A 22,606-nucleotide genomic window follows, 5' to 3' on the forward strand; every position below is an offset into this window, starting at 1 on the left:
AACTTTTTTATTGTGCCAATAGATACGACTTAAAAGAACGATAGTCTTTGGACATTTCGATGTTTTGTTTCGTACCCTTCATAAACGCCTGTAGCTTGGCGGGAACTTCGATTTTCCGCCCTAGAATACCTTCGATCGTTTCCTTGAATTTCGCCGGATGGGCGGTTTCGAGGAAAATTCCCGTTTCACCGGGTTTCAGGCCGGCGGCCAGTGCGCGATACCCGCAAGCTCCGTGCGGATCACATAAATAATGATATTTTTCATCGATCTCCTTGATGGTTTCCGCTATTTCCGTATCGGAATAAAAAGAACCGGAAATCAAGGCACTGATGGCCGGATGATCCGACCCGAACAGATCCAGAATACGGGCGAAATTGCTCGGCGCCCCTACGTCCATGGCATTGGCGATGGTTGCTACGGAAGGACGGGGGGTATAGACTTCCGTTTTCAGGTATTCGTAAAATACATTATTCCGGTTGTTGGCCGCGATGAAACGCTTGATCGGCAATCCCATCCTATGGGCGAAAAGTCCGGCCGTAATATTGCCGAAATTCCCCGACGGTACGCAGACGACCAGTTCTTTCGCTTGCCCGATCCGGTCCAACTGCGCATAGGCATTGAAATAGTAAAAAGACTGCGGCAGGAAACGGGCGACATTGATTGAATTAGCGGAAGTAAGCTGCATATGCCTGTTCAGGTCGACATCCAGGAAGGCGGCTTTCACCAACGCCTGGCAGTCGTCGAAGACACCGTCGATTTCCAGCGCCGTGATATTCTGCCCCAATGTGGTGAACTGGCATTCCTGAATGGGGCTGACTTTCCCCTTCGGATAAAGTACGTAAACATGGATGCCGGGTACACCGAGGAAGCCGTTTGCCACAGCGCTTCCCGTATCTCCGGAAGTGGCCACGAGTACGTTTACTTCCTGTTCGATTCCCCTTTGCCGTATAAAATAGGAGAGCAGCCGCGCCATGAAGCGCGCTCCCACATCTTTGAAAGCAAGCGTCGGGCCATGGAAGAGTTCCAAGCTATAAATGGAATCGCTAACCGGAACGACCGGCGTCTCGAATGAAAGCGTATCTTCCACGATCTTCCGCAAGGTTTCCGGTTCCATGTCTTTGCCAAAGAAGGCCTGTGCGACCGTATTGGCTATTTCATGGAAAGATTGTTCTTTCAGGCCGGCAATCGTCGCCGGATCCAAAACCGGGATCGATTCCGGCATATAGAGCCCGTTATCCGCTGCAAGGCTCTTGATGACGGCCTCTTCCAGGCTGACCGGCGGTACGGAATGGTTGGTGCTGTAATATTTCATGGTTATGTTATCTAAGTAGTTCGCGAATAAATTGATCTCCTTCCAAAACTCCGAGCCCGCCTTCCTTCGCGGAAAACTCGTCATAACAGGTTACCTTGTCCGGCGTATTCCCCGGCTTATAGATGATAAAAGGAATTGGCGCATTGGTATGCGTACGGATTGCACAAGGCGTCGGATGGTCGGGCAGGATTCCGAAAGCGACCGGCTCGTCCCAGTCCTTCACCGCTTCGTAAACCCTTTTGACAGCCCGGCGGTCCAGGTATTCAATGGTCTTGATTTTGAGGTCGACATCTCCTTCGTGCCCCGCTTCGTCGCTGGCCTCGATATGGAGATAAACGAAATCGTTCGTTTTAAGCGCTTCGATGGCTGCATCGGCCTTCCCTTCATAGTTGGTGTCGTAAAGCCCGGTAGCTCCTTCCACTTCGATCACTTCCAGCCCGGCATATCGTCCGATCCCACGGATTAAATCCACAGCCGAAATGACCGCTCCTTTGCCGAAACCGTACATCTGCTGCATCGTCTCCATCGCAGGACGGTAGCCGGGCGACCAAGGCCAGATACTGTTTGCCGGGTCTTTTCCGAGGGCGATACGCGCCTGGTTAATGGGATGGCCGGGCAGGATCTGTTGCGATCGCAAAATCAAATCATTCAGCAAAGCGGCCGTTTCTTCCGCTTCGGGCGCTTCCGCCTTGATGAGGGCCGGACGGAACGGATGCAACGGAATATCGTGGGGAGGCGTACAATCCAATCGTTTGTCACCCCCCTTAATGACCAGCAGGTGGCGGTAGGAAACGCCCGTATAGAACTTGAGCCGGTCGGAGCCTAACTTTTCGTTGAGAAAGCGAATCAGTTCGTCTGCTTCTTCCGTGGAAATATGCCCGGAGGAATGATTCTTTATCAAGTCGCCTTCGATGCAGATCAGATTACAACGCAAAGCTAATTCCCCCGGCTGCAAGTCGATGCCGATACTTGCCGCTTCCAACACTCCGCGCCCTTCATAGACCTTGTTCAAATCATAGCCTAATACGGCCATGTTCGCCACCTCGCTACCCGGATGGAATCCTTTGGGAACCGTCTTGAGCAATCCGGTCACTCCCATAGCGGCCAGCTTGTCCATGTAAGGCGTGTCCGCATATTGAAGAGGCGTTTTGCCTCCTAATGCGGCGATCGGTTCATCCGCCATCCCATCGCCGAGTATGATAATATGTTTCATTATTATAAAAGATTAATTCATCGGATATTTGCAATCGAGATGATGTCGGAAAAAACACCGGCGGCCGTCACGTCCGCACCGGCTCCATAGCCCTTGATCACCATCGGATAGTCATGATAGCGTTCGGTCGAGATCATGATAATATTATTGCTTCCCTCCAGTTCGTAAAAGGGATGGCTGCGGTCGACGGCTTCCAGCCCCACTTCGCAAATTCCCCTGTTCATCCGGGCGACAAAGCGGAGCCGTTTATGTTCGGATTCCAATTGCTTGCGTTTTTCCTCGAATTCCGCATCCACTTGCCGGATATTCGTCCAAAAGTCGTCCAGCGTACCCTCGAAACAGGCCGCGGGCAGGAGCGGATGCTGTATTACATCTTCGCACTCCACTTTGTATCCGGCTTCGCGCGCGAGGATCACCAACTTCCGTGTCACATCAACGCCGCTCAGGTCGATCCGCGGATCCGGTTCCGAGTACCGGGCTTCTTTTGCCATTTTTACCGCCCGGCTGAAAGGAACTTCTTCGCTGATTGCATTGAAAATGAAATTAAGCGTACCGGAAACGACTGTCTCCAGTTTCAGTATATGGTCTCCGCTGTTAATCAAGTCGTTCATCGTGTTGATGATCGGCAGGCCGGCGCCTACGTTCGTTTCGAAGAGGAACTTGACTCCCCGTCGCCGGGCCGTGTCTTTCAGCGTCTGATAGTTGCTGTATGCGGAAGAAGCGGCGATCTTGTTGGCGGTTACTACGGAAACGTTGTTGTTCAGCAAGGTTTCGTATACGTCCGCCACCTGTTCGCTGGACGTACAATCTACAAAAACCGAGTTGAAAATATTCATTTTCAGCACTTCCTCGACCAACTTACCGGTCGAGCTGTCTTCTCCCTTTTCCCTCAGTTCCTTAATGCAATGATCCAGCTTAATGCCTTCGCGGATGAACAAAGCCTTATGGGAGTTGGCAATGCCTACGACTTTCAGCTTCAGCCCGCTTTTCATCAGGTTCTCCTGTTGGGCGCGGATCTGTTCAATCAGGTTACTGCCCACTGTCCCCACACCCACTATAAAAAGGTTAAGTACTTTATATTCCGATAGGAAGAAGGAGTCATGGATGGAATTCAGCGCCTTGCGAAGGTATTCCAGCTTGATGACAAAGGAGATGTTTGTTTCCGAAGCCCCCTGGGCACAGGCAATCACGCTGATGCCCGCCCTTCCGAGCGTTCCGAACAGTTTACCGGCAATGCCCGGCGTCCGCTTCATGTTTTCTCCTACGATGGCGACCGTCGCAAGATCCTTTTCGGCAATCATATCGTTGATTTCCCCTTGCTGGCGTTCCAATGCAAACTCTTCGTTCAACATCTGGACGGCCATGTCGGCATCCGCATTACAAACGGCGAATGTCGTATTGTTTTCCGAACTGGCCTGGGAAACCATAAAGACACTGATGCCGTTTTTTGCCAGCGTCTTGAATATCCTGTAATTGACTCCGATCACTCCGACCATACCCAATCCCTGCACCGTGACCAGGCAAGTGTCATTAATGGAGGAAATACCCTTGATCAGGGCTTTTCCTGAAGTCTTGGGGAGTTCGCCCGAGATCAGCGTGCCGGGAGCTTCCGGATTGAAGGTGTTGCGTACGCGGATCGGGACGTTTTTATGATAAACCGGATAGATGGTCGGCGGATAGATCACTTTAGCACCGAAATTACAAAGCTCCATCGCCTCGGTAAAAGTCAGCTGTTCGATCACATACGCCGAACTGATCACCCGGGGATCGGCCGTCATAAAGCCGTCCACATCCGTCCATATCTCTAAAATATTTGCATTCAGCGCTGCCGCCAGGATGGAAGCGGTATAGTCCGATCCGCCCCGTCCCAAGTTGGTAATTTCACCATTCTCCTTGTTGGAAGAGATAAAACCGGGGACCAGCGACACCTTGGGCAGCGTCTGGAAGGTTTCTTGGATCAACCGGTTAGTCAGGTCGAAATCAACGATATTCTTATTGAATTGCTTGATTGTCTTAATGAACTTGCGGGCGTCATAAAGTTGGGCGTCTTTGATGACCTTGGATATGATGAGTGATGAAATCCGTTCCCCATAGCTGACAATCGCATTGGATGTTTTCACCGAAAGGTCATTGATCAGAAAAACCCCCTTATAAATATTCCGGAGTTCCTCCAATAAGGTCAATACGTCCGCCTGGACTTTCTTGCACAAGTCGTCTTCCGGGATGACTCCCTCGATGACATTCATGTGGCGTGTGACAAGGTCCGCAAATTCTTTCTCGTAAATGATATTCCCCTGGGCGGCCATTTGCGAGATGGATAATAACTTGTCGGTTATACCGCCGAGGGCGGAAACGACGACGATTACAGGCTCTTCTACAGCCTCTACTATTTTCTTTACACTCAAAATACTATTCACGGAACCTACGGATGTTCCGCCGAATTTCAATACTTTCATGCTTTATTTTTAATTTATATTTGTGGAAAAACGCCGGGATTCCCGGCAGGAAATGCGCTCTTGCGCTCAGGTTTGCAACAGTACAGGACGTGGCCGCTGCACTTGTTTATATTTATTTTTCAACCCCCCCAGGGGTCATTGTCAATGCCCAGGTATAATATGCAATATTTTTTGCACTCATTATTTCTATCTTTCTAAATGTGGGGACAATATTACATATTATTTTTCAAAATCAATCGTATTTGCCGGAAAATAATCCCCATGAGTGTCTTTTCTCTCCCGTTTGTTAGTCATTAATTCTTAAGATTCCGGGCTGTCCGTACGCTCTTTTTCATGCAATACGCGCAAGAGATTGGCAAATGATGCTTGAGGCGATCGGCTTTCGGTATATCCGGTTGAGTGTTTGACGGCTGTAGAACACGTGTTCTATAGCCGTCAAACAGGTGTTTTACAGCTGTGAAACACCTGTTCTATAGCTATCAAACACTAATTTGGGTTCGGTGAAGCATGATATTGAGTGTACATCTATCTGAAAGACAGTATAGGAAAGCTTTATTTTTCCTATTTTTGTTTCGTCAAAAATTAAATGAAGATGAGCGAAACAAACCGGGTTATTGAAATATGCGCCAATTCGGCGCAGAGTTGTGTAGAGGCGGAGGCCGGAGGAGCCCGCAGAGTGGAATTGTGCGCCGGCATTCCCGAGGGCGGAACTACCCCTTCCTGCGGTGAGATCCGGACGGCGCAGGAGTTGACGGCTTCCATCGACATCAACATAATTATCCGTCCCCGCGGGGGGGATTTCCTATATACCGGGGCGGAGATCCGGTCGATGTTGCTGGATATCGAACTGGCGAAAGAGCTGAAGGTGCATGGGGTTGTTTTCGGTTGCCTGACGGAAACGGGGGATATCGACGTTCCCTTGCTTCACCGGCTTGTTGCGGCCGCCCGCCCGTTGTCGGTAACGTTTCACCGGGCTTTCGACGTCTGCCGCGATCCTTTCGTCGCTTTGGAACAAATCATTGGTGCGGGATGCGACCGGATTCTGACTTCCGGGCAGCAGTCGGATGCCGTGAAGGGGATTCCCTTGATTGCCGAGCTTGTCAGGAGGGCGGCCGGGCGGATCATTATTATGCCGGGTTGCGGCGTAAGGGAAGAGAATATTGCGCAGATAGAGGCGGCAACCGGGGCGACGGAGTTTCATTCTTCGGCCCGGAACATTGTCCGGAGCCGGATGGCTTACCGGAAGGAGGCGGTGCCGATGGGGAGCAGCGCTGTCACTTCCGAGTTCGAAACCATGCAGACCGACCGCCGGAAAGTGGCAGCTCTATGCAACCGGAAATTTAGTTGACAGAAAAATAACTATCTTAGCAACGCATTCTGATTTTATATTATTGATACTCTACATAATCTTTTAACGAATGGAAAAATATAGGAGTTTACTTCCTCAAGAAATCGAAAAATTAAACCAACAGGGCTGTTCGTCGCGAGATTGGACGGCTGTAAAGGTCCATCCTGAGTTTCATCCTGAGTTTATACAGCATGTCCGTTTTTCCGGGGAGATCCGGCTGGGTTTTTTCGAGAAGGAATATACGCTGCCCGGCAACTTCGTGCAACATTCGGGTATCCGGAATGCGACGCTGCATAATTGCCGGATAGGCAATAACGCATTGATTGAAAATGTGCAGAATTATGTTGCCAATTATGAGATCGGAGAGGATGTCCAGATCCTGAACATCCAAACGATGTTGGTCGAGGGGCGCACCGGCTTTGGGAACGGAGTGGAAGTTTCCGTCCTGAATGAAACCGGCGGGAGGGAAGTAACCATCTATGACGAGTTGTCGGCCCATCTGGCCTATATCCAGTCTTTCTACCGCCACCGCCCGCTGTTGGTGCAGCGGATCAAGGAGATGATCCAGGCCTATGTGGAATCCCATACCTCTGATAGAGGAACGGTGGGAAAGCAGGTACGGATTGTCAATACAGGAATGATCCGGAATGTACGGATCGGGGATTTCGCCGTGATCGAAGGGGCGGGAATGCTGGAGAACGGAAGCATTAACAGCAACGCCTTCGATCCGGTACATGTCGGGCAGGGGGTTATCGCCGGAGATTTTATCCTTAGCTCCGGTTCCCATGTGGAGGACGGGACGATGTTGAAGCGCTGCTTTGTCGGTCAGGCTTGCCATCTGGGGCATGCCTATTCGGCCACTGACTCCCTTTTCTTCAGCAATTGCCAGGGAGAGAACGGGGAGGCCTGTGCGATTTTTGCCGGGCCTTATACCGTGACGCATCATAAATCCACTTTGCTGATTGCCGGCATGTTCTCCTTCATGAACGCCGGCTCCGGATCCAACCAGAGCAACCATATGTACAAACTGGGCCCGATTCACCAGGGAGTGGTGGAACGGGGGGCAAAGACCACGAGTGATTCCTATATTCTCTGGCCGGCCAAGATCGGCGCCTTTTCCCTGATCATGGGGCGGCACTACCACCATTCCGACACGTCGGACCTGCCTTTTTCCTATCTGATAGAGAAGCGGGACGAATCCGTACTGATTCCCGGAATCAATCTGCGGAGCGTCGGTACGATCCGGGATGCGCAAAAGTTCCCGAAGCGGGACAAGCGAAAGGATCCGCATCTGCTTGACCAGATTAATTTCAATCTGCTCAGCCCCTATACCATACAGAAAATGTTCCGTGCGATCGGTATCCTAAAGGAACTGCAACAGACTTGCGGGGAGGCTTCGGATACTTATACCTACCAGAGTTGCAAGATTAAAAGCACCTCGCTGAAGCAAGGCTTGCAACTTTATGAGTTGGCCATTCATAAGTTCCTGGGAAACTCCATTGTTTCCCGCCTGACGAATTGCCCCTGCCGGACGGAGGAGGAGATCAGGGATTGTCTGCGGCCGGATACGGAGGTAGGGGCGTCCGACTGGTGCGATCTGGCCGGATTGCTGGCGCCGCGGACAGAGATAGACCGCCTGATCGGGGCGATCGAATCCGGTACAATCCGGGAGGTGGAAGCGATCCAGCCTGTTTTCGAAACCTTGCACCGGGAGTATTATTCCCTGGAGTGGACGTGGGCATGGGAGAAGATCCAATCTTTCTATCATACTTCCCTGGAAACCATCACTAAAGAGGATATCATCCGGATCGTGCGGCAGTGGAAGGAGGCGGTGGTTTTGCTGGACAGGATGATTTACGAGCATACCAAAAAAGAATTTTCACTCTCTTCGCGCATCAGCTTCGGCGTGGATGGTAGCCGGGAGGATCAGATCACGGATTTCGAGCAGGTACGCGGCGTTTTTGAAAAGAACAGTTTCGTAGAAAGCGTATTGCTCCATATCCGCAAAAAAAACACCTTGGGGGACGAACTCATCGCGCGGCTCGGTTAGTTTAACATTTGTCTTTTTTTTGTGATTTTTAATAATGTGTAATACTGTAAGTCTTTAGTTTTGCACTTCGTATTGATAATCATTTTAAAATTAATGGAGGGTTTTTTTATGACAATGCGTACTTATTCTTTAACCTTGTTCTTTGCCTTATTCTTGGGATGGCTTCCCATTAAATCTTTTTCACAGGACTCCATACGAGGAGTCGCCTTGTATACTCCCTATACCGAGATTGCTGTTCCTCCCGGGGAGTCGATCGACTATAGCATCGATCTTATTAATCACAGCCAAACAACCAAAAACGCCCGTCTCTCCGTTTCCGGCTTACCGGGCAGTTGGAAACATGAGATGAAGGCGGGAAACTGGACAATCAACCGTCTTTCCGTATTGCCCGGCGAAAAGAAGACTTTTTCCCTGAAAGTGGAAGTCCCCCTCAAAGTCAACAAAGGGAGATATCACTTCACCGTTTCTGCCGGAGGATTGGGCAGCCTTCCCTTAGCCATCGTCGTTTCCGAACAGGGAACGTACCAAACCGAATTTACGACTAACCAGCCGAACATGGAGGGGAACTCGAAGTCGACCTTTACCTTCAATGCGGCATTGAAGAACAGTACGGCCGAAAAGCAACTTTATGCCCTGCTTGCCAATGCGCCCCGCGGCTGGAATGCGGTTTTCAAAGCCGATTACAAACAGGCGACTTCCGCACAGGTCGAACCTAATGCAACGGCCAATATTTCGGTCGATATCACTCCGCCCGTCAACGTGGCTGCCGGATCATACAAGATACCGGTACGCGCGACAACCGGCTCTACTTCCGCCGACTTGGAACTGGAAGTGGTGATCACCGGTTCTTACCAGATGGAGCTGACTACCCCGACGGGCTTGCTAAGTGCGGATATTACCGTCGGAAGTACTAAAAAGATAGATCTGGAAGTGAAGAATGCCGGTTCGGCCGAGCTGAAGGACGTGCAGTTGACTTCTACCAAGCCGGTGGACTGGGAGGTAACCTTCGAACCGGCTAAGATCGACCGGGTGAAAGCCGGGGAAAGCGTGCCGGTCGTAGCCACCGTGAAAGCCTCGAAGAAGGCGCTTCCGGGCGATTATGTCGTAAAAATGGAATCCAAAACGCCGGAAGTCGCTTCGGCCGCCGAATTTCGCGTCGCTGTCAAGACGTCGATGTTGTGGGGTTGGTTAGGGGTTGCTCTGATCTTAGGCGTATTGGGAGGCATCTACTATTTATTCCGCAAATACGGAAGGAGGTAAGTCGATGGGGGCGTCTATTATTGAGCTTATCGATTTAACCAAGAAATACGGTGATTTTACCGCTGTGGATCAGGTGAATCTAAGCATCGGTAAAGGAGAAATCTTCGGATTGCTGGGCCCTAACGGTGCGGGGAAATCAACGACCATTCTGATGATGCTCGGGCTGACGGAACCGACTTCCGGCAGGGTGACCGTTTGCGGAATCAACTCGACTACCCACCCGGTGGATGTCAAGCGGAAAGTCGGTTATTTGCCCGAGGATGTCGGTTTCTATGACGACATGACCGGACTGGAAAACCTGGTCTATACGGCTGAAATCAATGGATTTTCCAGGAAAGAAGCGAAAGAAAATGCGCAGGAGCTCCTCGACCGTGTCGGATTGGGGAACGAAGTGGCGAAGAAAACCGGCAAATATTCCCGCGGTATGCGACAACGTCTCGGGTTGGCGGATGTCTTGATAAAGAAACCGGAGGTGATCATCCTGGATGAACCGACTTCAGGTATCGACCCTTCCGGCGTGCGCGATTTCATGGATCTGATTCACCGCTTAAGCAAGGAGGAGGGGTTGACGGTTCTTTTTTCTTCCCACCATTTGAATCAGGTACAGCAGGTCTGCGATCGCGTCGGATTGTTCAAAAAGGGCAAGCTGCTCGCTGATATTGCATTGAATGATTTGCATAAAGATGAACATGGATTGGATGAGATCTACAGCCAATATTATGAGGAAGGAGGGGAGAAAGCATGAATAAAACAGGGACCATTCATCCGTTCTGGGTGATTGTAAGTAAAGAAATCTCGGATTCCATAAAGAGTTGGCGATTTCTTATTTTGGGAATTATCATCGCCTTAACCTGCCTGGGTTCCTTGTATACCGCCCTGACGAATATCGGGCAGGCGATTAAACCGGACGATCCCGACGGTTCGTTCCTTTTCCTGAAACTGTTTACCGTATCCGACGGGACGCTGCCTTCTTTCGTCATCTTCATCAGTTTTCTGGGACCTCTTTTGGGGATCGCCCTGGGATTCGACGCGATTAATTCGGAACAGAACAGGGGGACGTTGAGCCGGATTCTTTCCCAGCCCATTCCGCGGGATTATCTGATCAATGCGAAGTTTGTGGCCTCTCTGATCGTGATTTCCATTCTGTTATTCTCGCTGGGATTTCTGGTAATGGGATTCGGACTGATAGCCATAGGTATTCCTCCTACGGTAGGGGAGTTTATGCGCATTGTCTTCTTTTTGATTATCAGTATGTTTTATGTTGCTTTCTGGCTGAGCCTTTCTATCTTCTTTTCCATACGGTTCCGGCAGGCGGCGACTTCGGCCCTGGCTTGCATTGCCATCTGGTTGTTTTTTAGCATTTTTTATACGATGATCATCAATCTGATCGGGAAGGCGCTCAGCCCGTCCGAAATGGCGACTCCGGCGCAGGTAATGCATTACCAGAGCCTGATGCTCGGATTGATGCGGATCTCTCCGGCAGAGCTATTCAACGAGGCGACGACTACGCTCTTGATGCCTTCGGTGCGTAGTTTAGGTCCTCTCACGATGGAGCAGGTTTACGGAGCCATTCCGAGTCCGTTGCCTTTGGGACAGAGTTTGCTGGTCGTTTGGCCGCAATGGACCTGCCTGATTGCGGCGACGCTGGTTTGCTTCGGTCTGTCTTACGTCTCTTTCATGAAAAGGGAAATCCGTCCGAGGGGATAAAAATATATAGATGCGAATTATTAACATTTATGGCAAACGCCGAACAGCAAGAATTACTGTTCGGCGTTATTGTTAGGGCTTACCAGATTAAATATCGTGAATGCGCTAATCCCCAATATTGTCATGTAAGGGTGTCGGTTGTTCTTAATTAATTGAAATGGAAAAGAAATGTTTTTTACTTCGTTTTTTTCTTCTTGTATGCGATGGTATCATGTGATTTCATCCATACGATGAGAATTTAGCAAGCGTTAAGTACTGGAATCTCTGTAAAGTCCGATGAAATTTATATAATATTGATATTTGGAAAGCTGAAACAATAGCACAAACCTTCTCCTATGGAATATTAAACTTTTTATATGATGCAAATTCAGGTAAATCAATAAAAATATTCTTCCTTTTTCCTATTAAGTGGTACTTATGGAATGTAACAAAAAAGTAACTGTATGCTTGTTCTATTGTAATATGTAAATGTTTTCTTTGTTATCGAAGAAAGTTACTCTTACTTTTTTTTAGACTAGTGTTTATTAGTGCTTAATAAATCGTATAGTACTAATTATGATGAATTTATTCTTAAAGAGACAATATGAAAATGTGTTTACCACATTTCTAAATTATTTAGGAGTAAAATATACAGAATCATTCTCCAACAAATTCTATGCGGAACATCCGCATAAATATAATCTGTATGGGTTGTCCAGCATGTTGTCAGATTATAAAATTGAAAATGCAGGGATACAATGCAATGATAAAAAAAATGCATTGTCCGAGATGGAATATCCTTTTATAGCCCATGTAGGAGCAGATTTCTCGGTTGTATATAAGATAATATCCGGAGATGTATATTATATATGGAGAGGAAAGATTTGAAAGTAAATACCGACGATTTTTGCAAGACCTGGTCCGGCGTTGCTCTTCTGGTAGAGACCAGTAATCTGTCTATAGAACCTGACTATAAGGAACATAAAAGGAATGAGCTGTTTTTATCGGGACAAAAACTACTTCTGTATTTTTTCATTTGTCTATTGGGGATTCTGTTTTTTATAAGAAACAATCCATACGATATGGGCCGTTTGTTGTTTACTGCAGTTAATCTTGCCGGAATTTATGTCGGTTATCTTCTTGTTCTTAAACAAATGCATATTCAAGGTAGCTACGCAGATAAAATCTGCTCCCTTTTTAGAAAGAGCGACTGCAATGATGTCCTCGAATCGGCGGCCGCAAAAATAGGAGGGGTTCTTGGCTGGATTGAAATAGGTATAGGCTATTTTCTTACGAATTTATTTATCGCAATAGCTATACCTCCGCTTTTACCATATGTTGCCGTAATAAATATCTTTGCTTTACCTTATAGTTTTTGGAGCATATGGTATCAGAAGGTAAAAGTCAAACAGTGGTGTCCGCTTTGTTTGCTTGTGCAGGTTTTAGTATGGATCATCTTCCTTGTTGATGCAGGATCCGGCTTTATTCGTTTTTCAGATCTTGGAATAACGAATTTTTTGATCGTAGGTTTATTATATATGATTCCTATCTTTTCTATTAATCTATTAATGCCTAAATTAATTGAAAGCAATAGGACTTCACAGATAGCTCAGGAATTGAATAGCATAAAAGCAAATGAAGATGTTTTCTCTGCCATGTTAAAACAGCAGCCTCATTATGAAGTGAATCGGGAATCCTCCAATATCCTATGGGGAAATTTATCTGGTACCGTTCTTGTTACTATTCTTACCAATCCGCATTGTAATCCATGTGCCAAGATTCATAAGCGCATTAATGTGCTATTGAAACAAACTAATCATTTATGTGTACAGTATATTTTTTCTTCTTTTAGCAAAGAATTGGACGATAGCAATAAATTTCTTATGGCAATCTATTTTAACAGGAGTGATCTTGACAGAAAACGGATATACGATGAATGGTTTGAAGGAGGAATGTTTAAAAGAGAGGGCTTCTTTGAAAGATACGAAGTAAATGTAAAAGGTAATATGGTGATCAATGAGTTTGGAAAACACGAAACGTGGAAGGAACAAACAAAGCTTCATGCGACTCCCACGATTTTGGTTAATGGTTATGTTTTGCCGAATAATTATAAAATAGAAGACCTAAGATACATAAAATCGATTTAAATCTACTATTACAAAGCTATAGGGTAATAGGCAATAAACTGATCACTTGTTGCATAGTTTCTATAGCATCACTTTAAATAAAATGAAAAATGAAAAATGAAAAAGTAGCGAAAAATGAAAATGTATGATGTGGCACAGCTTGATGATTGTGCAATGAAAAGTATTGTCGGGGGAAATGATGGATATGATGGAACATTTACTGCTGGAACTTTTAATTGTTCATGTTCAAATGGTGCAAATCCACCTTTTAGCTCCTCTTGGACTAAAACTTACAGCAGTACTAAAGAGATTATAGATGATATTTCTGGAAAATGTGTAGAAGGAAAAGGAGGTTGCAGGGCTGCTTCTTAATTAATTGAAATTTAGGAATTGGGGGGTTATTTAATCTTCTATAGTTAATAGCTGTGAATATGTTTATTAATCTATTGTTTTCTAATGCCCATACATTGGAAAAATTTAGTAGAAGGATAAAATAACCCCTATAATGTGAAAATAGATGAAAATGAAAATAATAATAACCCTATTGATATTTTCTGTTGGCCAAGTATTTGCTCAAACTACAACTATAACATTTCATACAAAGGAGGATATATCAGTCAGTATATATAGACCGATTGATGATGCTTTCAATAATTATATTGTCTCTGACAAATTAGAATTAAAACCTAATATAAGCATTGATTATAAGTTGGATATTTGTGGTTTGAATTTTATAGAATGTAAGTATTCCAATGGGAGTAGGTATATGCTTATTTTGCAAGGTAATGAAAGTTTAACTCTTGATTATTCGAAGGATGGGATTACAATTACCGGAAAGAATTCAGAAGGTATGTCTTATTTTAATAATAACTTTTTTATCCCTGGATTCTTAAAGTATGGAATAGAAATAGATTCTATTTTTTCTCAAAATCTTTACAAAGAAATAGATTTGAAGTCTATTAATAGACAAATCCAACATCTATTATCTGGGTTCTCCAGGGATATCCAAAGATTAAAATCAGAAAAGAAAGTAACATCTGAATTTTGTCATGCATTGGATAATGACATTCATTTTGCGATTTATAATGAATTCATACGTAATTTGAGAGGATTGCTTTTTCAGAAAGAGATTAAACTTAAATCTGAAGATATTCGTGAAATAAACAATTTAATCGAAACCATATATAGAGATTATCCTCCAATGAATGAAGATATTCTTCGATATAGCTTTGGTCCTAATTATGTTTCTAGCTATTATAATAATTTATATGGAAAATTAGATAAGGTAGAAAAAGAGAAGCTTGTAGCTGGGTATGGTGAAAATGCATTTGGCCCCTATGTTCCTTTTCTATTGGCCCCTGATTCTATTCAATTACCCTATTTGGGAGGTGCTTATATCATACAGTTGCAATATATGGTTAATGAATTTGATCAAGATAAAATGTTTAGATATTTGACAAATAAGTATCCGCAGAGTCAATATGTGGCAATAATAAAAAAGAGGAGAGATGAAAAGAGATTGGAATCTACGAATAATAAAAATGATTCTATTATTGTTGTTGTTGATCAGATAAATAGTTTAAAAGAGCTATCTAAGGTCGAAGGGATAAAAAACAACTATATCTTTATTGACTTATGGGCAACATGGTGTAATCCGTGTAAAACTGAGTTTCAGTATAATGAGGAGTTGCATGATTTGCTTAATAAGTATGATGGTCTTGTTCCTGTTTATCTTTCGATTGATGAGGACCGATTTGAAAAGCTTTGGCGAAAAAATATAGACGAGTTTCACCTGACTGGTTATAATCTAAGGATATCAAAATATTTATCTACCGATATTCAACGTCAAATTTATAAAGGTGGTACATTTATCATTCCTCGTTATATTCTATTGGATCAGAATGGTGAAATCTTAGATGATGATTTGCCCAGACCCAGTTCAATAAGTAAATTGAAAGAACGATTGGATGATAAAATTATGAAATAGATTCTATTCTTATTTATGCTGATTTAATGTTGTAAATTACTTATAAAGAAGTTGTCTGTCACTAAAAAAGTATATGTGGATAAGTTATAATATCAGTTTTATATTATTGTTTATATCTCCGATGTAACTCAATATTCCTAATAAATTTTTTAAAATCTTGTGATGTGATAAAGCTAAAAACGAAAGAGAAGAGGATTAATGATCGTGTAACATTAAAATGTTTTTCGATAAACTTTTAATTGTTAGATAGATAATATAATGGATGAATTTCGAAAAGGGGAACTCACTCAATAAAAAATGGATTCATATTAGTTTTATTATGATGAAAGGCTTTCCTCTTTACACCCAATTAGACAGAATGGATTGTGGTCCAAACTGTTTACGTATGATCGCAAAATATTATGGACGTAATTATACATTACAAACATTAAGAGAAAAAAGTTTTATTACCCGGGAAGGAGTATCTATGTTAGAGATTAGCGATGCAGCAGAAAGTATCGGATTCCATACGAATGGAGTACGAATTACTTTTAAACAATTAATTGAAGATGTACCATTGCCCTGTATTCTACATTGGAATCAGAGCCATTTTATAGTTTGTTATGGCATTAAGAAAAAGAAGGAGGAAGAATATATCATTAAGATAGCTGATCTTGCAGGGGAAAAGTATACGATGGATAAAAAAGGTTTCCTTAAATGCTGGATCAGTAGCAAATCAAATAATGAGGATACCGGAACAGCCTTATTGCTGAACCCCACTCCTGAATTTTACACTATTGAAGACGATAAAGATAAACAGGAAAAGAACCTCAGCTATTTCTGGGGATATCTCCGACCCTATAAGAGCCAGCTTATCCAATTGATTGTCGGTCTGCTTATAGGAAGCGTTTTGTCACTCATCTTCCCTTTCCTCACCCAAGCGGTGGTAGACCAGGGTATCGGTAATAATAACTTGAATTTTATTACACTGGCTTTGATTGCCCAATTAACTCTTTCCATTACTCAAATGGCTGTCGGATTTATCCAAAACTGGATTACCCTTCATATGAATACCCGTATCAGCATCCTGTTAATCTCAGATTTTTTGGCTAAGCTGATGAAGCTGCCGCTCCGTTTCTTCGATGCAAAGAACGTGGGGGATATCATGCAGCGTATCGGCGATCATAGCCGTATCCAATCCTTTATGACGGGGACTACCCTGACGACCCTCTTTTCTTTTTTCAATTTTTTTATTTTTGCTGCGATACTGGGCTATTATAACCTCACCATTCTGTTTGTTTTTCTTGTCGGAAACACAATTTACGTTACTTGGATTTTATTTTTTATGCGTTTCCGTAGAAAACTTGATTATAGCCGTTTTACACAATCTTCGGCAAACCAGGGAAGCCTGATCCAGCTTGTAACCGGAATGCAGGAAATAAAACTGAACAATTGCGAAAAGCAACAACGCTGGAAATGGGAACGGATACAGGTGAAACTATTTAATATCAGCATTAAAGGAATGGCTTTGGGACAATACCAACAAGTCGGTTCAGTTTTCTTTAGCCAAACAACGACTTTATTGATCTCTTTCCTTTCAGCCAAGGCCGTGATCGATGGAAACATTACTCTGGGTATGATGATGTCCATCAGTTATATTATTGGCCAATTATCCGGTCCGATCGGACAAGTAATCAGCTTTTCCCAATCCCTTCAAGATGCTAAAATAAGTTTGGAACGCCTTAATGAAATCCATAACAAGGAGGATGAAGAACAAACCATTAAAGATACAATTCATGAATTACCGGAAGACAAATCTATTTACTTAAATGAAGTCTGTTTCAGTTACGACGGGGCAGAGAGGGATTATGTTTTAGATCACCTTAGTATCCGGGTCCCCCAGCATAAAATTACGGCGATCGTGGGATCGAGCGGAAGCGGAAAAACGACGGCAATCAAACTGTTACTCGGCTTTTATGCACCCTTAAAGGGGACATTAAAGGTAGGAAACCTTTCTCTTGGCGAGATAAACCCGCATTTATGGCGCCAGAAAGCGGGAGCTGTGATGCAAGATGGCTTTATCTTTTCCGATACAATAGCCAATAATATCGCCGTTGGAGAAGAAGCGATCGATAAGAAGCGGTTACTTCATGCCGTAGAGATCGCTAATATCAAAGAATTTGTCGAATCCTTGCCTTTAAAATATAATACCAAGGTCGGTATGGAAGGAAACGGCATCAGCCAGGGGCAACGGCAACGTTTATTGATCGCCCGTGCCGTCTATAAGAATCCGGAGTATCTTTTTTTTGATGAAGCGACCAACGCCTTGGATGCAAACAACGAACGGATCATCATGGACAATCTGAATGCCTTTTACCGGGGAAAGACGGTGGTGATCGTCGCCCATCGCTTGAGCACGGTCCAGCATGCAGATAATATCATTGTTTTGGAAAAAGGGAAAGTGATTGAAGAGGGAACACATCATGAGTTGACAGCTAAGAAGGGAGCTTATTATACGCTGGTGAAAAACCAACTGAATATATATTTCAATTGAATTTCATGACAAACAGTTCATTGGTACATTATTTAAAAAAAATGTTTGTCTGTAAAGTGATACTTGTTATTCATTATACCAACTGGGGAATTTCTCTATTAGGAGATTTAAGAAAGCTTTAATCAATTACAAAAAGGAAAATATTTCAGTTTAAGAATCCTTGGGACGCTCAGATCTATAAAGCATTGAAAGAAGATGAAAAGACGATTAATCAATGCGACCGATTTGTTTGTATAGCCCAACATACACTGACTTCCTTGGAAAAGCTGACCTATATAGATAAGTCCAAATGTGAAATTATTTACAATGCAATAACCGATTCCTATAAGAAGGTTTCAGAAAGAAAAAAGAATAATCTTTGTAAAAAATATCATATAGCCTCTGATGAAAAAAATCTCTTTTATGCAGGGCGATTAAGCGAAGAGAAAGGGGTAAGATTTTTTAGAAACGAATGAGTGTTATTGTTTGATTGTTGAAAGTAATGTTGAATTAAATGTAACAATTGAAGAGCTTGAGAATATAATGAAATATTTTCCTAAAGATTTAGATATTTATTTTCCGTATGATTTACCCAAAAGAAACTTAGAACAAACTAATTTAAAGAAAGCTTTACTAAATAAGAATTCATGTGAGAAAGGCAATATGGATCCCTATTTTCTTGGCTATAAATGGGGAAATTCCATTTATTTTTTAAGCAAGAAAGGGGCTGAGAAATTACTTACTATAAATCCGATTAAAGATCGATTAGATAATGAATTTGTAAATTTATCGTTAAATGGACGATTGAATGCTTATTATGAGGATGTCCCATGGTTAACATTTGAGCAAATTGATTGGGGAGAATGGCCTGCAAGAATTAAGTGCATTTGGGATACCTTAATCAAAATAAGTCCTTGGACTATGGATCGGAAAAGAAAAGTAAAAAAGTTACTTTCAATTATTAGTGATATTGCTTATCAACTTAAAATTGAGCTTGTTTTACAGGGTGGTACCCATTTGGGATACATTCAACATGGAGGAATAATGCCTTGGGATGATGATGTCGATCTTGGTATAGAGGAAAAGGATGTTTCTGCTTTTTTTGAAAAATTACAACAGGAACAAGATGTTTCATTTGATGAGTTCGTCGAGCATCGGTCGCAGAAAAATTATTATAAGATATGGGGGTGTGAAGGGGAAGAAATTTCTGGATATAAATATACATTTCCATTTATAGACCTTTGGGTATATAAAAGACAAGGTGCTGATTTGGTTTTTGCTAATGGAATTATTTGCCCAAATTCCGCTTTATATGAATTCAAGAAGATAATATTTGAAGATTCTCTTTTTTATATTAGAGCCAACTCGATTGAAGTATTAGATAGTAGATATACATCTTGGAAAGATAAAATAATTGTGTATGCATGGGGACATAGATTAGAGCAACCTTATTTCCCGCGTGTAAGTTTACCTATCCAAACCGACGATGAAGGTCGAATGATAGGATTAAAAAATAATTATATATGATTAAATAGACTACTTTTGTGAAAATGGCTTGTTAATGCATTTTCATGAAAAGGGAAATACGTCCGAGGGAATAGGGAACAAATAGGGGCTGTTTTTGTTCTTCAAAATAGAAAAGACAGATGAGAACGTGAATCAGAAAGAACAATTAGATGAATTGGTGAGGGAATTCAATGTTCCTTCCTTCATCGAGCGGGATCCTATTCGTTTTCCCCGTCGTTTTACGCGATTGCAGGATATCGAAGTGTCGGCCGTACTGACTTCGGTCATTACTTGGGGAAAACGGAGTTCGATCCTGAACGATGCGGATAAAATGCACCGGGTGATGGGGTATGCTCCTTATGATTATATTATGAGTAAAGAATGGGAGGGGCTCCGTCACTCCCGGAAAAACATTCACCGCACCTTCTTCGAGCACGATCTGCATGATCTCTGCCGGAGCTTGTATGCTTATTATTCGGAAAACGAATCTTTGGAAGACCTGTTTACTCCGGAAAACGGAGGTGTCCTGAAGGGCTTGGCGCGTTTCGGGGCAATGGCGGACATGCGGCATGTTACGGCATCTATAGATACCAGTCCGTGCAAACGAACCAATCTAATGCTTCGCTGGCTGGTACGGAACGATGGAATCGTCGATCTGGGAGTTTGGACGAAGATCCGCCCGGCCGACCTGATCATTCCCTTGGATACCCATGTATGCCGGATTGCCCGTCGGCTATGGAGCAATGACCTTCCGAAAACGGACCGGATGGCTACTGCCCTGAAAATTACAGAACGGTTAAAGGATATGTGCCCGGAAGATCCCTGCAAATATGATTTTGCCTTGTTCGGATTGGGTGAAGCGGGAGGCGTCTTTCCTTTCTCCCGTCTATAACCCGGATGACTTATCCATTGCCTTCCATCTTCTTTATTTTTGCACTGAACCGAATACTCCGTTCCGTCTCTAAGTTGTCGAACAGGATGGAATAGGCCGATTCGTTTAGGTGGATGCTTACGATTGTTCCCGGACCGAATACCGGGTGTTCGATTCGGTCTCCGGCCTGGAAGGTTTGCTCCTGGGACAGGAGGGTGATCCGCCGGGTATAGTTTTCCAGGTAAGGATCAAGTTCTTTTACGAACTTCAGGTTTTCTTTGCCGGCATCGAAAATGAAGCGGGAAGGGAATTTGAAGACGCCGTCGTTCGAGATGCCTTCCGAATCGGAAAGATAAAGCCGGTCCATCGCCCGGGTCATGGCGACATAGGCCAGGCGCCGCTCTTCATCCATTTCTTCCGGAGTATTAATGCGGCGGCCGGGGAAAACGCCCTCATTCAGCCCACAGATAAAAACATAAGGAAATTCCATCCCTTTCGAGGTGTGGATCGTCATTAGTTTGACGGTCTCCTGCCGGTCTTCATGATCCAGGTTCGTATATAAAGCGATCCGGTCTAAGAAGCCTTCCAAGGAAGCATCGTCGTCCAAACCCGCTGCTTCTACAGCCCGTTTAAGTTCGGCTACGTTATCGAGCCGTTCCTGGTCGCCCTGTAAACGCAGGAATTCCTCATAACCGCTCCTGTCGAGCAACGTCTGCAATAAGTCACCGAGACGGTTTGTCCTATATTGTTCCTTTACATACTCAATGGCGTCTACATAGCGTCCGGCCTGCGTGTTGCTGAACAGATAGGTGTTCAGGTTCTCTTTTAAGGCTTTATAGAGCGACAAACCGGACTTATCCGCATAATTCTTGAGAAACTCGATTTTCTTCTTCCCGATTTTCCGCGACGGCGTATTGATTGTACGCAAAAAAGCAATGTCGTCTCCCGCGCTGACCATACGCAGGTAGCAGATCACGTCTTTGATCTCTTTGCGTCCATAGAACTCAACCCCGCTGTAAATATTGTAGGATAATCCTTTTTCGATAAAGCACTCTTCCAACGCCCGGGTGAGATAATGCGCGCGATAGAGTACGGCTACTTGGTTCAATAAGGCGCCGGCCCCCCGTAACCGGTTGATTTCCGCGTAGATCCATTCCGCTTCTTCCTTTTCGGTATGCGCATGATTGTAGAGTGGAAGCTCTCCGGTAGGTTTGGTCGGGATAAGGACTTTGGGAAAACGAAGGACATTCTTTTCGATCAAGGTATTCGAGGCCTTCAGGATCTCCGGAGTGGAGCGATAATTCGTTGTCAGCACAATTGTTTTGGCTTCGGGATAGATTTTGTCGAAGTCAAGGAACAATTTTACGTGGGATCCGCGCCAGGAATAGATTGTCTGGTCGGGATCCCCGACAATAAAGAGGTTGCCATGTTTGCCGGCAAGCATTTGTGCAATTTTATATTGTCGAAGGCTTACATCCTGGAATTCGTCGACCATCACATATTGCATCCGGTCCTGCCACTTTTTCAAAACATCGGGAAAATGTTCCAGAATGTAAGTTGTAAAATTGATCAGATCGTTAAAGTCACAGCCGAAGCTTTTCTTTTGCTCGTACAGGTAGCGCAGGAAGATTTCTTCATCGCGGTCTGTCGTTTGCGTAAATTTCGCTTTCAGCTCCTCATTATTCAGTTCGTAGATATAGTCGATATAGGTCGTGGCATATAGCTTTTTAGCCTCGAGTACCTCATCGATCGTACGTTTGATTGTCGTTTCGCGAAGCGTCAGTTTCATCTCTTCGAAAATATTCAACAGCAATTGCTTCTGATCTTCCACATCCAGGATGATAAAGTTTTTCGGAAAGTTCAGGACGTGGATGTCTTCTTTGAGCAATTGCACGCAAAAGGCATGAAAGGTACAGACATAGCCGAGGTCCATGTCCCCCAATGCCGCCCTGACGCGCTGTTTCATCTCATTTGCTGCCCGGTTCGTGAAGGTGACACACAGAATGTTTTTAGGAGCCACCCCGGCCGTATCGGTGAGATAACAATAACGTGAAGTCAATGCGCGTGTCTTTCCGGTACCGGCTCCCGCCAGTACGCGTACGGCGCCTTCGGTCGTCCGGACGGCTTCGAGTTGTTCGGGATTGAGTTTAGCCAAATAGTTTTCCAAAGCAGATAATCTTATTAATCTTTTGGGGAACATAAACGGTAAAACCATATTTATTCCCTGTTATAAAAGTAATCCATATTTTGTAAATATCAAGCCTTCATTCAAACGCGAA

At 44.2% G+C, this 22,606-nt stretch carries 16 protein-coding genes; 12 read left to right on the plus strand and 4 right to left on the minus strand.

Annotated features, from left to right (window positions below; translation table 11 throughout):
* Positions 1-7: 7 nt before the first annotated feature.
* From thrC to thrA, 3 genes are read right to left on the minus strand one after another with little or no spacing between them, the layout of a single operon-like run.
* Positions 8-1,312 carry a threonine synthase gene (thrC, locus tag BQ8014_RS06950; RefSeq protein ID WP_080903737.1) on the minus strand — a complete coding sequence of 435 codons (1,305 nt, stop codon included), beginning with the start codon at positions 1,310-1,312 and terminating at the stop codon, positions 8-10.
* A gap of 7 nt (positions 1,313-1,319) precedes the next feature.
* On the minus strand, positions 1,320-2,525 hold the full coding sequence (locus BQ8014_RS06955) for a cofactor-independent phosphoglycerate mutase (RefSeq protein ID WP_080903738.1): 1,206 nt from the start codon (positions 2,523-2,525) through the stop codon (positions 1,320-1,322).
* 17 nt (positions 2,526-2,542) lie between these two features.
* Positions 2,543-4,981 (minus strand): bifunctional aspartate kinase/homoserine dehydrogenase I, encoded by a 2,439-nt coding sequence (gene thrA, locus BQ8014_RS06960; RefSeq protein ID WP_080903739.1) that lies wholly within the window; start codon positions 4,979-4,981, stop codon positions 2,543-2,545.
* A gap of 592 nt (positions 4,982-5,573) precedes the next feature.
* On the opposite strand from thrA, the gene BQ8014_RS06965 reads away from it, so the two are divergent.
* The 12 genes from BQ8014_RS06965 to BQ8014_RS07020 all read left to right on the plus strand — a co-directional run bounded on the left by BQ8014_RS06965 (position 5,574) and on the right by BQ8014_RS07020 (position 20,348).
* The gene (locus BQ8014_RS06965; RefSeq protein WP_087880546.1) at positions 5,574-6,329 is read left to right on the plus strand and encodes a copper homeostasis protein CutC; all 756 of its coding nucleotides are present in this window, start codon (positions 5,574-5,576) and stop codon (positions 6,327-6,329) included.
* 70 nt (positions 6,330-6,399) lie between these two features.
* Positions 6,400-8,379 carry a DUF4954 family protein gene (locus BQ8014_RS06970; protein ID WP_080903741.1) on the plus strand — a complete coding sequence of 660 codons (1,980 nt, stop codon included), beginning with the start codon at positions 6,400-6,402 and terminating at the stop codon, positions 8,377-8,379.
* Between the two features lie 108 nt (positions 8,380-8,487).
* The gene (locus BQ8014_RS06975; RefSeq protein WP_080905861.1) at positions 8,488-9,639 is read left to right on the plus strand and encodes an NEW3 domain-containing protein; all 1,152 of its coding nucleotides are present in this window, start codon (positions 8,488-8,490) and stop codon (positions 9,637-9,639) included.
* A gap of 4 nt (positions 9,640-9,643) precedes the next feature.
* Positions 9,644-10,384: an ABC transporter ATP-binding protein gene (locus tag BQ8014_RS06980; protein ID WP_080903742.1), complete on the plus strand. Its 741-nt coding sequence runs from the start codon at positions 9,644-9,646 to the stop codon at positions 10,382-10,384.
* Entirely contained in the window at positions 10,381-11,346 is a 966-nt protein-coding gene (locus BQ8014_RS06985; protein WP_080903743.1) for an ABC transporter permease, read from the plus strand. The genes BQ8014_RS06980 and BQ8014_RS06985 overlap by 4 nt, the downstream gene beginning before the upstream one ends.
* A 1,061-nt stretch (positions 11,347-12,407) precedes the next feature.
* The gene (locus tag BQ8014_RS06995; protein WP_160150048.1) at positions 12,408-13,472 is read left to right on the plus strand and encodes a vitamin K epoxide reductase family protein; all 1,065 of its coding nucleotides are present in this window, start codon (positions 12,408-12,410) and stop codon (positions 13,470-13,472) included.
* Between the two features lie 114 nt (positions 13,473-13,586).
* Positions 13,587-13,823 (plus strand): hypothetical protein, encoded by a 237-nt coding sequence (locus BQ8014_RS19160; RefSeq protein WP_139785093.1) that lies wholly within the window; start codon positions 13,587-13,589, stop codon positions 13,821-13,823.
* A gap of 151 nt (positions 13,824-13,974) precedes the next feature.
* The gene (locus BQ8014_RS07000; RefSeq protein WP_160150049.1) at positions 13,975-15,438 is read left to right on the plus strand and encodes a TlpA family protein disulfide reductase; all 1,464 of its coding nucleotides are present in this window, start codon (positions 13,975-13,977) and stop codon (positions 15,436-15,438) included.
* A gap of 322 nt (positions 15,439-15,760) precedes the next feature.
* Positions 15,761-17,971, plus strand: coding sequence for a peptidase domain-containing ABC transporter (locus BQ8014_RS07005; RefSeq protein WP_087880547.1), 2,211 nt, complete (start codon positions 15,761-15,763; stop codon positions 17,969-17,971).
* A gap of 185 nt (positions 17,972-18,156) precedes the next feature.
* Entirely contained in the window at positions 18,157-18,426 is a 270-nt protein-coding gene (locus BQ8014_RS19360) for a glycosyltransferase family protein (protein WP_080903747.1), read from the plus strand.
* A gap of 10 nt (positions 18,427-18,436) precedes the next feature.
* Entirely contained in the window at positions 18,437-19,477 is a 1,041-nt protein-coding gene (locus BQ8014_RS07015; protein ID WP_080903748.1) for a LicD family protein, read from the plus strand.
* Positions 19,478-19,604: 127 nt separating this feature from the next.
* Complete coding sequence (locus BQ8014_RS07020; RefSeq protein ID WP_234997999.1) at positions 19,605-20,348, plus strand: TIGR02757 family protein; 744 nt, start codon at positions 19,605-19,607, stop codon at positions 20,346-20,348.
* A gap of 10 nt (positions 20,349-20,358) precedes the next feature.
* Here the strand turns inward: BQ8014_RS07020 and BQ8014_RS07025 are convergent, their stop codons facing one another.
* A complete protein-coding gene (locus BQ8014_RS07025; RefSeq protein WP_160150051.1) occupies positions 20,359-22,494 on the minus strand; it encodes an ATP-dependent helicase in 2,136 nt (711 codons plus the stop codon).
* Positions 22,495-22,606: the final 112 nt, after the last annotated feature.

The organism is Parabacteroides sp. Marseille-P3160 (assembly GCF_900162725.1).
GTDB lineage: Bacteria > Bacteroidota > Bacteroidia > Bacteroidales > Tannerellaceae > Marseille-P3160.